Origin of the sequence: Bartonella sp. AP88HLJMH, assembly GCF_042195605.1 — a bacterium.
Lineage (GTDB): Bacteria > Pseudomonadota > Alphaproteobacteria > Rhizobiales > Rhizobiaceae > Bartonella.
The window spans coordinates 1-14,562 of record NZ_JBHIOR010000010.1 but is presented as its reverse complement, the minus strand read 5'-3'; the positions used below and the strand labels follow the sequence as shown (position 1 = coordinate 14,562).

Annotated in this window: 15 protein-coding genes and 1 pseudogene; 11 read left to right on the top strand and 5 right to left on the bottom strand. The window is 37.6% G+C overall.

Annotated features, from left to right (window positions below; genetic code table 11):
• Nucleotides 1–494: 494 nt before the first annotated feature.
• The 5 genes from ACFIMA_RS05985 (at nt 495) to ACFIMA_RS05965 (ending at nt 3,196) form a co-directional block, all read left to right on the top strand.
• A complete protein-coding gene (locus tag ACFIMA_RS05985) occupies nt 495–929 on the top strand; it encodes an AtpZ/AtpI family protein (protein WP_375612110.1) in 435 nt (144 codons plus the stop codon).
• Nucleotides 930–936: 7 nt separating this feature from the next.
• Entirely contained in the window at nt 937–1,695 is a 759-nt protein-coding gene (locus tag ACFIMA_RS05980) for a F0F1 ATP synthase subunit A (RefSeq protein ID WP_375612111.1), read from the top strand.
• A gap of 54 nt (nt 1,696–1,749) precedes the next feature.
• Nucleotides 1,750–1,980 carry a F0F1 ATP synthase subunit C gene (locus ACFIMA_RS05975; protein WP_005773968.1) on the top strand — a complete coding sequence of 77 codons (231 nt, stop codon included), beginning with the start codon at nt 1,750–1,752 and terminating at the stop codon, nt 1,978–1,980.
• 143 nt (nt 1,981–2,123) lie between these two features.
• Nucleotides 2,124–2,690, top strand: a complete 567-nt coding sequence (locus ACFIMA_RS05970; RefSeq protein ID WP_273790398.1) for a F0F1 ATP synthase subunit B — start codon at nt 2,124–2,126, stop codon at nt 2,688–2,690.
• 11 nt (nt 2,691–2,701) lie between these two features.
• The gene (locus ACFIMA_RS05965; RefSeq protein WP_375612090.1) at nt 2,702–3,196 is read left to right on the top strand and encodes a F0F1 ATP synthase subunit B; all 495 of its coding nucleotides are present in this window, start codon (nt 2,702–2,704) and stop codon (nt 3,194–3,196) included.
• Nucleotides 3,197–3,320: 124 nt separating this feature from the next.
• Here the strand turns inward: ACFIMA_RS05965 and glyS are convergent, their stop codons facing one another.
• The 4 genes from glyS to ACFIMA_RS05945 form a co-directional block, all read right to left on the bottom strand.
• Nucleotides 3,321–5,543 carry a glycine--tRNA ligase subunit beta gene (glyS, locus tag ACFIMA_RS05960; RefSeq protein ID WP_375652331.1) on the bottom strand — a complete coding sequence of 741 codons (2,223 nt, stop codon included), beginning with the start codon at nt 5,541–5,543 and terminating at the stop codon, nt 3,321–3,323.
• Nucleotides 5,543–6,484, bottom strand: a complete 942-nt coding sequence (locus ACFIMA_RS05955; protein ID WP_375621090.1) for a glycine--tRNA ligase subunit alpha — start codon at nt 6,482–6,484, stop codon at nt 5,543–5,545. The genes glyS and ACFIMA_RS05955 overlap by 1 nt, the downstream gene beginning before the upstream one ends.
• 91 nt (nt 6,485–6,575) lie before the next feature.
• Nucleotides 6,576–8,270, bottom strand: coding sequence for a tetratricopeptide repeat protein (locus ACFIMA_RS05950; RefSeq protein WP_375612092.1), 1,695 nt, complete (start codon nt 8,268–8,270; stop codon nt 6,576–6,578).
• A 95-nt stretch (nt 8,271–8,365) separates the two neighbouring features.
• Nucleotides 8,366–9,442 carry a polyprenyl synthetase family protein gene (locus tag ACFIMA_RS05945; RefSeq protein WP_375613529.1) on the bottom strand — a complete coding sequence of 359 codons (1,077 nt, stop codon included), beginning with the start codon at nt 9,440–9,442 and terminating at the stop codon, nt 8,366–8,368.
• A 179-nt stretch (nt 9,443–9,621) separates the two neighbouring features.
• On the opposite strand from ACFIMA_RS05945, the gene ACFIMA_RS05940 reads away from it, so the two are divergent.
• The 6 genes and pseudogenes from ACFIMA_RS05940 to ACFIMA_RS05915 all read left to right on the top strand — a co-directional run bounded on the left by ACFIMA_RS05940 (nt 9,622) and on the right by ACFIMA_RS05915 (nt 14,235).
• The gene (locus ACFIMA_RS05940; protein ID WP_375612094.1) at nt 9,622–10,410 is read left to right on the top strand and encodes a tRNA1(Val) (adenine(37)-N6)-methyltransferase; all 789 of its coding nucleotides are present in this window, start codon (nt 9,622–9,624) and stop codon (nt 10,408–10,410) included.
• A 192-nt stretch (nt 10,411–10,602) separates the two neighbouring features.
• On the top strand, nt 10,603–11,451 hold the full coding sequence (locus ACFIMA_RS05935; RefSeq protein ID WP_375612095.1) for a S49 family peptidase: 849 nt from the start codon (nt 10,603–10,605) through the stop codon (nt 11,449–11,451).
• A gap of 237 nt (nt 11,452–11,688) precedes the next feature.
• Entirely contained in the window at nt 11,689–12,597 is a 909-nt protein-coding gene (locus ACFIMA_RS05930; RefSeq protein WP_375613528.1) for a 4-(cytidine 5'-diphospho)-2-C-methyl-D-erythritol kinase, read from the top strand.
• A gap of 199 nt (nt 12,598–12,796) precedes the next feature.
• Nucleotides 12,797–13,432 carry a ribonuclease HII gene (locus ACFIMA_RS05925; protein WP_375629754.1) on the top strand — a complete coding sequence of 212 codons (636 nt, stop codon included), beginning with the start codon at nt 12,797–12,799 and terminating at the stop codon, nt 13,430–13,432.
• Between the two features lie 205 nt (nt 13,433–13,637).
• Nucleotides 13,638–13,918, top strand: a pseudogene (locus tag ACFIMA_RS05920) (type II toxin-antitoxin system RelE/ParE family toxin).
• A gap of 17 nt (nt 13,919–13,935) precedes the next feature.
• Nucleotides 13,936–14,235 carry a HigA family addiction module antitoxin gene (locus ACFIMA_RS05915; RefSeq protein WP_375629753.1) on the top strand — a complete coding sequence of 100 codons (300 nt, stop codon included), beginning with the start codon at nt 13,936–13,938 and terminating at the stop codon, nt 14,233–14,235.
• A 57-nt stretch (nt 14,236–14,292) separates the two neighbouring features.
• Here ACFIMA_RS05915 and ACFIMA_RS05910 read toward each other — a convergent pair.
• A partial coding sequence (locus ACFIMA_RS05910) for a tyrosine-type recombinase/integrase (RefSeq protein ID WP_375693204.1) occupies nt 14,293–14,562 on the bottom strand: 270 nt, incomplete at its 5' end.

Sequence of the window (14,562 nt, the reverse complement as noted above, 5' to 3'; positions counted from 1 at the left end):
AGGCCTGTAATGGCGTATATAAAATACTTTGCGAATAGGATCATATAGAAACCATTGATTATTTCATTTTCATAAAATAAAAAGTGCAAGTTTATTCGAATAAAAGGAGAAAACCAACGCTCTCATACTGTTTTTAGCTTTCTATGTTCTCTTTCAAAACTAGGACTGATATAACATTGGGAGTCGGAAAATAAGATGGTATTGGTTTACACCTTTTGTTAAGTGTAAAAATGGTTGTTCTATGAGTTTTATATTATTCACGTGAACTTTTCGTTATACATTCACGGGTGCTGTCGTGAAATCGGTTTAGGTGCTTGGAATATCTTTTTAAGAAAGCATGTAAATTGAAAAATACGTTATTTCTGCAATAAAATTTATACGATAACTTGTGATAGATTTCTTTTAGTATCTTGACGAATAAATTCGGGAACAATATGATGCACACGGTTTTATAAAATGTATTCTTACGTTGCTTTTTAATTAAGGAGCCAATGATGGCGATGGGCGAGAAACCCGTTATGAGCCGTAAGGAGGCTGAAGAGGAAAAGCAAGGAGAGTGTCTTCATTCAGAGGATTTGGAATGTCGTAGTAGGAACTTAAGCGTAGCTTTAGTGCGCAAGCAAGCATTAAAGAAGCGGGAGCATAGGAATAAGCGGGAAAAATCACAAGGAAGGATGGCAGGTGCAATTAAGCTTTCCAGTGAGTTTCTGGCAAGTATTATAGTTGGTATTGTTTTGGGGTTGGGGTTTGATAAGTTAGCAGGTTCATGGCCTTGGGGATTGGTATTTTTTCTCTTCTTTGGATTTGCTGCTGGTGTATTGAGTATTCTTCGGTCTGTGGGGTATGTTTCCTCCAGTCAATTAGGAAAAAAAGGCGTATTGCGCCAAGATAAACAAAATAAAGGGGCCAATGAGAGGTCCGATAAATGAGGTTGAAGTGACAGCGCACGCTCCAGATCCTATTCATCAGTTTGAGGTTTTAAGGCTGATTAAGATTTCCATAGGAAATATGGATTTATCGTTTACAAATGTATCATTGTTTACAGTTCTCACGGTTGTTGTAACTTCTATTTTTCTCTTTATTTCATCATCGAGTCGTGGATTGGTTCCAACGCGGATGCAGTCTCTTTCGGAAATGGCATATGAATTTGTAGCATCGACTCTGCGGGAATCATCTGGTGTGCAGGGAATGCAGTTTTTTCCTTTAGTTTTTTCTCTGTTTACTTTTATTTTGGTTGCTAACTTTATTGGTCTCTTTCCTTATTTTTATACGGTTACGTCTCAAATCATGATCACGTTTTCGTTAGCAATGGTGGTAATTTTGACGGTGATTGGTTATGGCTTTTATAAGCATGGGGTCAGTTTTTTGAAACTGTTCGTTCCCAGTGGAGTTCCTGTTGTGGTTTTACCTCTGGTGACAATGATTGAGGTTATTTCTTTTCTCTCCCGTCCAATTAGTCTTTCTCTTCGTCTTTTTGCGAATATGCTTGCTGGTCATATTACGCTTAAAGTGTTTTCTGGGTTTGTTGTTTCAATGATTGGGGTAGGAATCGTAGGTGTGGGTGGTTCGATTTTACCGCTTATTATGACTGTAGCAATTACTGCTCTTGAGTTTTTGGTCGCATTTCTTCAGGCTTACGTCTTTACGGTTTTAACTTGTATGTATCTTAATGATGCAATTCATCCAGGACATTAATAGAACTGGCGGTTTTCCGTCGAATAATGCAATTTCGCTTTAAAGGAGAATAACATGGAAATGGTGCTTGCAGCAAAATATATTGGCGCTGGTCTTGCTTGCTTTGGTATGGCTGGAACAGCTTTAGGACTTGGTAATATTTTTGGTAGCTATCTTTCTGGTGCATTACGAAATCCATCAGCAGCAGATAGTCAGTTTGGACGTCTCGTCTTTGGTTTTGCTGTAACAGAAGCTTTGGGAATTTTTTCATTGCTCATTGCTTTATTACTTCTTTTTGGGGTTTAATCATTATCAAAAGGGTATATCTGTTCTTGCATGAGGAAAGATTTACCCTTTTAGGCTCTTAACTAGAGAGATGCCAGAGAGATGTTTGTCAGTTATCATCGGTTATAGAGGGCTTTAATAAGCTATTTAAAGGATGAAAGAAGATGTTTGTTTCAAGCGCTTATGCACAGAACACTGAAACGTCGATAGAACATATTAAAAAGGTAGCAGAGCATGCAAATCGTGTGTTTCCGCCTTTTGATTTTGTGCATTTTGGTTCGCATTTTTTCTGGTTGGCAATTTCTTTCGGACTGTTTTATCTTTTTATCTCCCGTGTAATTGTACCACGTATTGGCGGTGTTATTGAAACACGGCGAGATCGAATCGCATCTGATTTAGATCAGGCAATGCGCATGAAGCAAGAAGCAGACATTGTTGTTGAAACTTATGAGCGGAAATTAGCAGAAGCGCGTTTGAACGCGCAGGCTATAGCGCAGGTAGCTAGTGAAGAATTAAAAGAAAAGGCAGAGCTTGAACGGAAAGAAATTGAAGAGAGTCTAGAGAAAAAACTCGCAGATGCTGAAAAACAGATAGCAAAAATTCGGGATAAAGCGATGCAAAATGTTGGTTCTATCGCTGAAGAAGTAGCTCTTGAAATTGTGAAAAAATTGATTGACGTTGATATCAGCAAAGAGGCTGTTCGTTCAGTTGTTAAAACTGCGGATTATTGAGGAAGACAAAGATGACTGATACTTTTTGGGCATTTGTTGGGTTAGTTCTTTTTTTGGCTCTTTTAGTCTATTTCCAAATTCCACAGAGGGTTATACACCATCTTGATGCGCGCGCGAAACGTATCAAAGATGAACTGGATGAGGCTCTGCGTCTTCGTGAAGAGGCACAGGAAATATTGGCTGAATATCAACGCAAACATGCAGAAGCAGAAAAAGATGCGCAAGAAATTATTGCAGCAGCAAAGCATGAAGTTGAATCTGTTATTGCTGAGGCCCGTGCAAAAGCAGAAGAATATGTAAAAAACCGCAATAAATTGGCAGAACAAAAAATTGCCCAAGCAGAAGCGGATGCAATACGCATGGTTTCTTCATCGGCGATTGATTTGGCAATTTCTACAGCACGTACCCTTATTGCAAGGGAAATAGATTCTAACAAGGCAGATGAACTTATCAAAGAGTCTCTTGAGAAAGAATCATTTATCAAAATGAAAACATATCTTAATTAATGATATTTGAGAGATAAAGAACAGTCTCTTTGGTTGCATAATTTTCTCAATATTAATTAATAAAAGTCATAAAAAAGAAAAAATTATCTTCATTGTTTTTATCAGTTAATAGGGTATTTTGATTTTAAATGACAAGTTTTGAGAAGTCTGCAACCGATTGTGTAACAATGTGAGTGCGTTTGAGAAGAGCAAGACGGTTAGCACGAACATCAGTTTTTTTATCATTCACCAATACTTTTTCAAAAAATATATCAATCAATTTTCCAAGTGGCGCTAGCACACTGAGTGCAAATGATAAATTTGTTGCATTGATGGGAGCAAGAACCTTTCTTTCTACTTCACAGATTGCATGATAGAGCTGCTTTTCTTCTTTCTCGACAAAGAGCTCAGGATTAATTTCATTCGCTATTGTTGTGCTTTTTTGAAATTCATTTTCAAGAATATTGGCAGTACGTTTTACAGAGGCTACAAAGTTCATTCCATCGTGGGTATTGATAAAAGCGATAAGCGATTCGACACGACGTGCAACCAATAAAAAATCATCAGAATCTTTATTTAAAACGGCTTCAAGGGCATCGTAACGAGCGCCTTCCTCTTTTAGATAGATTTTCAAACGGTCATGAAAAAAGAATAACAGATCTGATAAAATATATTCTGTTTTTTCTGGAAGCAGATTCTGCAATTGTGAATTTTCTCTTTGAGAGATTTCATATTTATTTTTTTGTTGTAAGAAAAGATTCGTTGCTAACTGGAACAGCGGCATAAGATTGATTTTCCAATCTCGCGAAAGTACAAGCCTAATAATTCCCAATGCTGCTCGTCTTAACGCATAGGGATCTTTTGAGCCCGTTGGTTTTTCATTAATGAGCCAAAAGCCAACGAGCATGTCAATTTTGTCGGCGAGCATAACGGTTATAGCAAGTGGTTCTTGTGGAAGACGATCTGTTGGTCCTTGAGGTTTATAATGGTCTTCGATTGCTACAGCTACGCGAGGATCTTCCCCTTGAAGAAGGGCGTATTTTTGCCCCATAACACCTTGTAGTTCAGGAAATTCTCCGACAATTTCTGTTTGCAAATCAGCTTTTGCAAGGATGGCTGCACGTTTTGCTAAAAGAGGATCTGTTTGTATCAAAGGGGCAATTTCTTGTGCGAGTGTAGCAATGCGTTCTACTCTTTCACCTTGTGTACCTAATTTAGCATGAAAGGTTACATTCAAATGATCAAGTCGCGCCATTCTTTGATCGAGAGGTTTTTTTATATCAAGCTCAAATTTTTTTATAGAAGATTCCAATTGTTGAAGATCAGGCAAATCATGCTGATCGGTTTGCCAAAAATGAAGTGCATCAGAAAGACGGGCACGGACAACCTTACTATTTCCTTTCGAAATTTCTTTGCCTTCATCATTTGCAAGAATATTAGAAACGAGAATAAAATGATGAGAAAGTTTTACTTTTTCTCCTTGTTTGCGGGTGACAAAACATTTTTGATTGGCTCGAATGGTCAAGCGAATAATTTCTGGAGGAATATCAAGGAATGATTTGTCAAAATCACCCATCAGGATAACAGGCCATTCAACAAGACCAGCAACTTCTTCTAGGAGGGGATTATCTTGAACCAGTTCTAAACCGTTTGCAAAGCAGAGATTTTGGGCATCAGCTAAAATAATATTCTTTCGTCTTTCGGCATCCAGAATGACTTTATGGGTTTCAAGTTGAGTAACATAGTCATCAAAGCGGCGCACTTGAAATGGCTCTCCATCACTTAAGAAACGATGACCATAAGTTAAATTATTGCTTTTAAGAGAACCAATTGTAAACGGAATAACATGTGTTTCACCAATTTCTGGTCCGAAGATGCAAAGAATGTTTTGTAAAGGTCTAATCCACTTCAAAGTACCACTTTGTGCTGAATCTTTTCCCCAACGCATAGATTTCGGCCACGGAAAGTTGCGGATAATATCCGGTAAAATATCGGCAATAATTTCTTCTGCAGCTCGACCTTTTTTAACAATTTTAGCAATATAAAAATGACCTTTTTTATCATCATGTCCAATATGCGCTTCAGAAACATCATTTAATCCTGTTGCACGTAGAAAACCATCAATTACATGCTGTGGTGATTTTATACTGGGACCTTTGCGTTCTTCATGGACATCTTTGGAGCGTGTGGAAAGTCCGCGTATGTCCAATGTTAGCCGCCGAGGTGTCCAATATTCACGAGCAGCTTCATAGATCAATCCAGCATTCACAAGTTGATCTGTAACAGATTTCTTAAGATCAGCAGCAGCTTTTCGTTGCATACGTGCGGGGATTTCTTCACTGAAAAGTTCAAGAAGAAGATCAGACATTAGGCTTCTCCAGTATATATTTGTCCAGCTTCTGTGAGTAAGAAGGCTTCCCCACAACGGCGCGCGAGATTACGAACGCGAAGAATGTAATTTTGTCGTTCGGTTACAGAAATAACGCCACGTGCTTGCAAAAGATTAAAGATATGGCTCGCTTTAATACATTGATCATAGGCAGGAAAAACACAGCGATGGAATACATTTTCTTTATTTGGTTTTCCAGCATCAAGAAGTGCGCTGCATTCGCGTTCTGCATCGATAAAGTGCTGATGGAGCAGTTTTGTATCAGCAAATTCGAAGTTATAATATGAGTATTCCTGTTCTGCTTGTAAAAAAATATCTCTATAACTTATTTTGTTTTCTCCCTCCAAACCATTAAAGTTAAGGTCATAGACGTTATCAACCCCTTGGATATACATCGCTAGACGCTCAAGACCGTATGTGAGTTCCCCTGAAACAGGAGTGCATTCAATGCCGCACACTTGTTGAAAATAAGTAAATTGAGAGACTTCCATTCCATCGCACCAACATTCCCATCCAAGCCCCCAAGCACCAAGAGTGGGACTTTCCCAATCATCTTCAACAAAGCGAATATCATGCAGTTTTGTATCAAGCCCGATAGCTTGTAGCGACTTTATATAAAGTTCTTGTAGATTGAGCGGAGAGGGTTTGAGAAGCACTTGGAATTGATAATAGTGTTGTAAACGATTTGGATTCTTACCATATCGGCCATCTGTTGGACGTCGAGAGGGTTGGACATAAGCAACTTTCCAAGGGCGTGGTCCTAGAGAGCGTAATGTTGTTGCTGGATGAAAAGTCCCAGCTCCGACTTCCATATCGTAAGGTTGCAAAATTGCACACCCATAGTGTGCCCAATAATTTTGCAAAGTTAATATTAGTCCCTGAAAAGAACGTTTGGGGTTAAGATGTTCAGGCAGTTTCACGCTTTATACTCTTTATATTGAACTAAACAAAAAACAAAGTAATTTTAGTTTCTCTATTTATTATTTCATGTGGTTTATGGTTAAGCATCGTTTATTGCAAACCAAATTTCAACTTTTCTTGAATTTGTTCAGAATTTTCTGGTTTTCCGTCAATTGCGTGGTTCCATTGAAAGATTGCTTCACGTTTACGCCCAACTTTCCAATAGGCATCCCCTAAATGATCATTTAGTGTTGGGTCCTCAGGTTGTAATCTGACAGCATTTTCTAATATTTGCACTGCTTTATTATATTCTTTTAGTTTATAATAAGCCCACCCTAAAGAATCGAGAATATGACTGTTGTGAGCTTGTAAAGCAGAGGCTTTTTGTAGCATACGGAGCGATTCTTCAAGCTTCTCACCACGTTCCACAAGGGAATAGGCTAAATAATTAAGAACCTGCGGTTGATTTGGGAAAAATTCAAGAGATTTTCGCAAGTCAAGTTCTGCTTTTGGCCATTGCTTTAAACGTTCAAAAGCAATACCACGCTGATAAAAGAGTTTCCAATCGTCCTGCTGAAAGTTTTTTATCTTTGTAATAGCGTAGTCTAGAGTTTTAATGGCTTCAAGAAATTTATTATCCTGCATATAAAAAGCAACGAGCGTTATCAAAATATTACGATCATTGGGAAATTTTTTATTTAACAATGTGAGTAATTTTATTGCTTCTTTGTAATTGTTGTTATTGGCAAGAAGGAATGCAAGATGAAGTTGTCCATCTTTATAATAAGGAGATTTAGGGGATAAAGCGCGATAAAGTTTAATTGCTTGATGTGGATCGTTCAATTTAGCAGAAATGTGTGCGAGCTGAAACAGTGTTGCGTCATTTTGAGGGTATAATGCGAAAGATAATTGCTTAAAAATACGTGCAATTCGCCCTGAGTTTTTGTAGTTGAGGGCTGTTCCAAAATTATATAATACCTCGGCTGCTCCTTGTTGAGGTGTTTTAATAACTCTCTCTAAGAAAGAATTTTTTTCAATTTTTTCTTGAAAGTTTTTAAGGACTTCTCGACCTGACAACATTTGTTCGCCATGCTGGATTGTTTGAAGAGCTTGGTTGCGCATATTATGGCGCAATTGGAATGAGGCATAGGCTATGATAATACGCTCATAAGTATTAGGAGCGATAAGAGTTCCCTGTTTGTTACTCAGTGCTTTAATGAAATATTTTTTTGCATCCTTTGGCCGTTCTGCAAGGTCGCTCATAAGTGCTAGATGATAAGATATAAAAAGATCATACCAGACAGGACCTTTGAGTTTCTTAAGATCATCGATTGCCTGAGATTTTTGTCCAGATCCAAATGTAATCCAAGCGCCGATGAGTTCAGGTATTGGATTATTGGACGTAGGAAGTTCCTTTAATTTCAGAAGAGCCTTGGCATTCTTATAATCTTTTTTGATGAGACTTTCTACTGACAAAGTTAAGGAAACAAAGGGAGTTATAACATCGTTCTCTTTGAGTTTTTGGGCTTGTTGGACAGCTTCTTTAAAGTTTCCGACCGAGAGCATAGCTTCAAGGAGCTCTTTTTGTGTTTCAATGTTATCAGGTTGATAAACCAGTGCTTGTTTAAAATAATTGATAGCAAGTTCTGTTTTATTTTCATGATTTGCAACCCTTCCAGCTAAATAAGCACCTGTAAATGAGCTTGTATGAGTTGCTGCACTTATTTTACTGTAGGTGAGGGATGGCATCAGCATGATACCCACGATAAAGAGGGCAAAAAGTCGAGATACCGTTGCAGAGCACATGGAGCTAATCCTTTTCAAGATAATCAATTGATGGTGTTGTTTATAGATCATATCTCATTACTTTGTTGAGAAATACTGCGATTCTTGCAAAGAATTCAGTTTACGCGCGCAATACAAAATTCAACAGTCTCAACGAGAGCATTATAAGCAAGATTTTCATTCATGGGAACAAGAGCATCAATTGCATATTTTCCATAGATGCGTGCTTGTTCTATTGTATCTGTGATACTATCATACTTTTCCATTAAGTGTTGCGCGTGTGCGAAGGATTCATCATTATTATTGCCATCTTCAAGCGCTTTTTTCCAGAAATCTTTTTCTACCATATTCCCACGCTCATATGCGAGAATAACAGGCATTGTGATTTTTCCTTCTCTAAAATCATCCCCTATATTTTTTCCTAAGTTTTGAGCACTACCGCTATAGTCAAGTGCATCATCAATTAATTGGAAAGCTAAACCTAAGGATGTTCCATATTCACGTAATGAAGAACGCTCTTTATTTCCATAGCCAGCAATAATGGGTCCTACTTCAGCGGCTGCTGAAAAAAGTGCTGCTGTTTTTGCATCGATGATTTTGAGATATTCTGAAGGGCTGGTTTTTATATTTTTTGCGGCAGAAAGTTGCATAACTTCTCCTTCAGCAATAATTGCAGCAGCGTTGGCTAGGACAGAGAGCGCTTCTATGGAACCGACATCGACCATCATTTTAAAGGCCTGGCCCAATAGGAAATCACCAACAAGTACACTTGCTTGATTCCCCCAAATCATCCGTGCTGTAGATTTTCCACGTCGTAAATTACTTTCGTCAATCACATCATCGTGTAGCAATGTTGCTGTATGCATAAATTCAACAGCTGTTGCGAGTTTTATATGCCCGTCACTTTGATAACCAAACATATGAGCAGAAGCGAGCGTAATCATTGGGCGTAATCGCTTTCCACCTGATGAAATAAGATGGTTAGAAATTTCAGGGATCATCTCAACCTCTGATTTTGCCATAGAGAGAATAAATTGATTTACGCAATCCATATCTTTTTGAGTAAGATTGACAAGAGATTGAAGAGAAATTTGATTATTTCTTATTTGTTTTGGTTTGATAGCTGCACTCAATGTGTTTACTCCTAGAGTATTGCAATGGACATATATAAAATTTACTTTATTCATTAGCATAAAGGGGGTTTGGTTTTGACTCAAGCTTTTGATGTCGTTTAAAAGTGTTAGCTTGGAATGTTATTGGCAAGAAATGTTCTTTAGCGAGTGTAATCTTATTGTTATGAAATAATAAAAAATTTAAAATAGTAGCTGAATGGCAAAAATGCAATTTATAAAGGTGAGCATTAGGCTTTTAAATGGATAAAGCAGCGAATCAGAGTGGTGAAACAATTGACAGTTTTCACCGCGGAAAATTTTATTTGGTTCAACCCCATAAATATGGTCATCGTTCTGGAATGGATGCGATGTTATTAGCTAGTTTGGTTCCGAGTGATTTAAAGGGCAAGGTTGTTGATTTAGGTGCAGGTGCTGGAGCTGCGGGTTTGGCTGTTGCTTCGCGTTGTCTGAAAGTTCATGTTACCTTAGTTGAACGTTCAGCTTTTATGGTATCTTACGCTCAAAAAACGCTTATGCTAAAACAAAATAAACAATTTGCTAGCCGAATTTGTTTGCTAGAAGCAGATGTTACCTTCAAAGGGAATGCCCGTATAAAAGCAGGTTTGATAGATAATAGCTTTGATTTTGCGATTATGAATCCACCTTTTAATAATCCCACCGATCGTAAGACACCTGATAAACAAAAATCTGAAGCACATGTTATGTCTGAAGCAATGTTTGATAACTGGTTGCGGAGTGCAGCAGCTATTGTTAAGCCAGGTGGATACTTAGGGCTCATTGCACGTCCACAATCGTTGACAGATATCTTGCATGCTTTAGAAGGGCGTTTTGGTGGTATTTGTATAATTCCTGTGCATGCCCGTGCGAAAACAGCAGCAATTCGTCTTTTATTTTACGCAAAACGAGGAAGCAGAGCAGCTTTATCTATTTTACCGGCATTGGTTATACATGAAGGTAATGACCATACTTTTTCACCTCGAGTTGATGCAATTAATAATGGATATATAAGCTTGTGGGAACTTTTCTAATAGTATCTTGTGTTTTTTAGTTTATTATTTAAAGTCTACACTTTGTCATTAGGGAGGCTTAGCTTTTGGGTGAAGTTATATTTCTGATTGTAATGTGGGGGTTGATTGGCGCTTTTGGATGGTATCACGTTGTTCCTTTTTGTTGTCCTTGCCTATTTAATTGTTCTTAATTTATAAGGAGATTTTGTTTTGATGGATTTTATTAAAAGTTTTATTCCACGCCGTTTTTCTTCCGATAAACTTGAAATTCCTGTGGTGCGCCTTCAAGGAGCAATTATGGATTCATCAGCATCTATATCTCGTACCCTTTCCCTCAGTAGGTGTGCAAATCTTTTAGAGAAGGCTTTCGCACACAAAAAGTCACCGGTTGTTGCACTTATTATTAATTCTCCTGGTGGTTCACCTGTACAATCGCGTTTTATCTTCAAGCGCATTCGTGACTTGGCAGAAGAAAAAAATAAAAAGGTTCTTGTGTTTATTGAAGATATTGCAGCATCTGGTGGTTATATGATTGCTTGTGCAGGGGATGAAATTTTTGCAGATCCTTCTTCAATTGTTGGTTCCATTGGAGTGGTTTCAGCTTCCTTTGGTTTTCCGGAACTTTTGAAGAAAATTGGTATCGAACGGCGTGTATACACAGCAGGAAAGAACAAAGTTACATTAGATCCATTTCAGCCAGAAAAAAAGGCGGATATTGAGCATTTGAAATCTCTCCAACTTGAAGTGCATCAAACTTTTATCGATTTGGTTAAAGAACGGCGTGCTGAAAAATTATCAGATGATTCGAATCTCTTTACAGGAATGTTTTGGAGTGGAAAACAAAGCGTTGGGCTTGGTCTGGTTGATGGATTGAATGATGTACGTTCTGTTATTAAGGAGCGCTTTGGTAATGATGCAAAACTTCGACTTATTATGCCTCCAAAAAGTTTTTTAGGACCTAAAACGCCTTCAGGAGTGACGGCACATACGGTTTATACAGTCGTTGATAGTGCATTGATGGCAGCAGAAGAGCGAGCTCTTTGGCAGCGTTATGGTTTGTGATGGAAAGGATCATTCAAGCCAGAGAGATTTTTATCTAAAAACAGATACTAGAAGAAAAAAGGCTTGCAATGATACGAATGAGAACATGTCGTTTATTTTGTATGAGAACTCTTTATATTTATTGTTTTTTAGAAAACGATTAAGAATATTCCAAGCTGTTTATAGGGCTCGTGCTAAAAGTATGGGTAAAAGGGGGAAATTTTTAAAAGAACCCTATGTAAGTGAATATTACGTCATATGATATCAAATGTACAAACTTCGTTCCAAAGACATTCCTATTTATTTACACCTATTAAATTGAATTTAGCTCTACATGTTGTGGGGCAACGTGCTGATGGGTATCATTTAATAGAAAGTTTGGTTTATTTTAGTCTTAGCGGTGATTGTCTACACTATGCACCTTGTGAAAATAATCAGTTTGTTTTGACGGGGTCGTTTGCAAAAGGGCTTGTTTCTCATTTAGACAATTTGGTTATTCGCGCAAGGGACTTTATGCATAAGACTTTTCCGGAATGTGCTCAACCTGCTTTTTTTCGGCTTGTAAAAACATTACCTGTTGCTTCAGGCATTGGTGGTGGCTCAGGTGATGCAGCTGGGGTTATCAGCATGTTGCGTCGGCAGTGGAATCTTGATTGCCCTTACGAAGAATTAGCAAAAAAGAGCTTAGTTCTTGGTGCTGATGTTCCCATGTGCCTTTGTGCATTAGAATATCAGCAGCCGCTTTTGGTCAAAGGAATTGGTCAAGAGATGATACAAATAAAAGAAGCTTGTTCATTAGCAATGGTATTGGTTAATCATGGACAAGAGATTTCAACACAAGCTGTTTTTAAAGCGTTAGAGAAGCGTCATAATCCTTCTTTAAAAATTAATACAGACGCTTTAAAGAGTGTTGATTCATTAGTTGAAGTTTTACAAGAAACGCGTAATGATCTTTTTTCTCCTGCATTAAAAATAGCACCTCAGTTAGCTGAAGTGTTATCTATATTAGATGAATGTGGGGCTCTTTTTTCCCGTATGTCTGGAACGGGAGCAACTTGCTTTGGCATTTTTAAAAATAAACAAACGGCGCAACAAGCAGCTCTTTTTATCAAATCAATGTACCCAAATTGGTTTGTAAAACCTATCATGACTTTAGGAAATATTTGATAAATAAATATAAAAGCTTTTATTTTATCATGATTTTATTATACATAATAAAAGAGGGTAACCAAAGAAATGTGTTTTTTTATTTTTTGTGCAAGAATTCGTGGAATGTTTGAAGAGCCATTTAAAACTGTAATGCTTGCAAAAAATGATCAGGCTACAGAAATAGATGTATGTTTGTTGTATTTGTGATGTATCAAAGATGTTTAATTTGCCGCTTCAACCAAATTTTTCGTGCGAATTGGATTTGCAAAAACAGGGTTTTTTTCACATAGCAGGTGTTGATGAAGTAGGACGGGGGCCTCTCGCTGGACCTGTGGTAACAGCAGCCGTTATCTTGGATAGAGATCGTATTCCTAATGGGTTAAATGATTCAAAAAAACTTTCTTTTTTTCAACGAAATAGACTTTATCATGAAATTTTGCAAAGTGCATTAGCGGTTTCAGTCGCCAGTCTTTGTGCTCGTACAATTGATCAATCTAATATTAGAAAAGCAACGTTAGAAGCAATGCGTCGCTGTATTATAGGATTAGCCATTCCAGCCCACTATGTCCTTGTTGATGGGCGTGATATTCCTTCTGAGTTGTCCTGTCCTGCAATGGCATTGATTAAGGGCGATCAGCGTTCAGTTTCAATTGCAGCCGCATCTATTATTGCGAAAGTAACGCGTGATCGGATGATGGAATGTACAGGACAAGTTTATAAAGGGTATGGTTTAGAGAAGCATGTAGGTTATGCAACGCTAGCGCATCGTACAGCTCTTGATAAATATGGACCAGTTATAGGATTACATCGTTATAGTTTTGCACCACTAAAAGAGTGTAAAAAAGGTAATTAAAATCAGTGATTTACTACAAGAGTAAAGGGTTTTATAATTCATTGATTCTATTATGTTTTTTGAGTGTCTATCCCTAACCTTTTTGAAGCTTTTTATCACTTATTCCTATCTATTTTTTCCAGATATAGAATCAGATATTTCTAACATGGGCTTAACTCTTATTTGTTATTAACCGTATAGCAATGATATACGACAAGGGGCGGTAATGGCAATTGTGAGTTTTAAATATAAGGGCTTAAAATTATTTTATACAACAGGTTCCACAAAAGCTATTTGACCAGATCACTTAAAAAATTACGCGTTATCTTAACGGCTTTAACAAGTGCTACTACGCCTGAAATGTTGAGAGCGCCTGCCTTTAAAATACACCCTCTTAAAGGTGAACTTACAGGGTACTATTCTATATGGATGAATGGAAATTGGCGTGTTACTTTTCGCTTTATAGGAACAGATGTGGAGCTTGTTGATTATCAAGATTACCATTGATGAGAGGAATGAAAAAAATGACGCATAACCCCGCACATCCGAGTGAAGTTCTGAAAGTAGCTTTCTTAGAAGAAATGGGGATAACAATACAAAAATTAGCTGATCATCTCCATATGACAAGAGCTTCTTTATCAAGAGTGATTAACGGACATGCTTCTATAAGTACCGAGCTTGCTATTAAATTAGAATTAGCTGGTTTTAGTAAAGCAAAATTTTGGTTGGATATGCAAACAAACTATAATTTATGGCAAACAAAGCAACAGGCACAACCACCTATTTCTCTTCTTGTTTTTGATACACCTCAAACGCCGCTTTGATTTCGTTAATAATTTTGATGGTGCTTTGGTTTGTTTTTTTAGCTGCCGCCCATTGCTCTAACTTTTTTGTAGCTTTTTGATTGCTTCTGTTGCAAGTCGTTTTCTATCGGCTGTTTTGGTACAAAGGGATGCCATTTTATCTTCGCTCCAGCCAAAAAGCGCTTTCATTTGTGAAACCGTAGCACCAGCATTGGCAGCACGTTTTGCTGCTAATTTTCGCAATCGGTGCGCTGATTTTTTAATACCCGCTGCATTACATGCTTCACGAAAGAGGTTGCCAAAACTTTCTTTGACAAGCTTATTTCCACCTTTACCACAAATGAATGT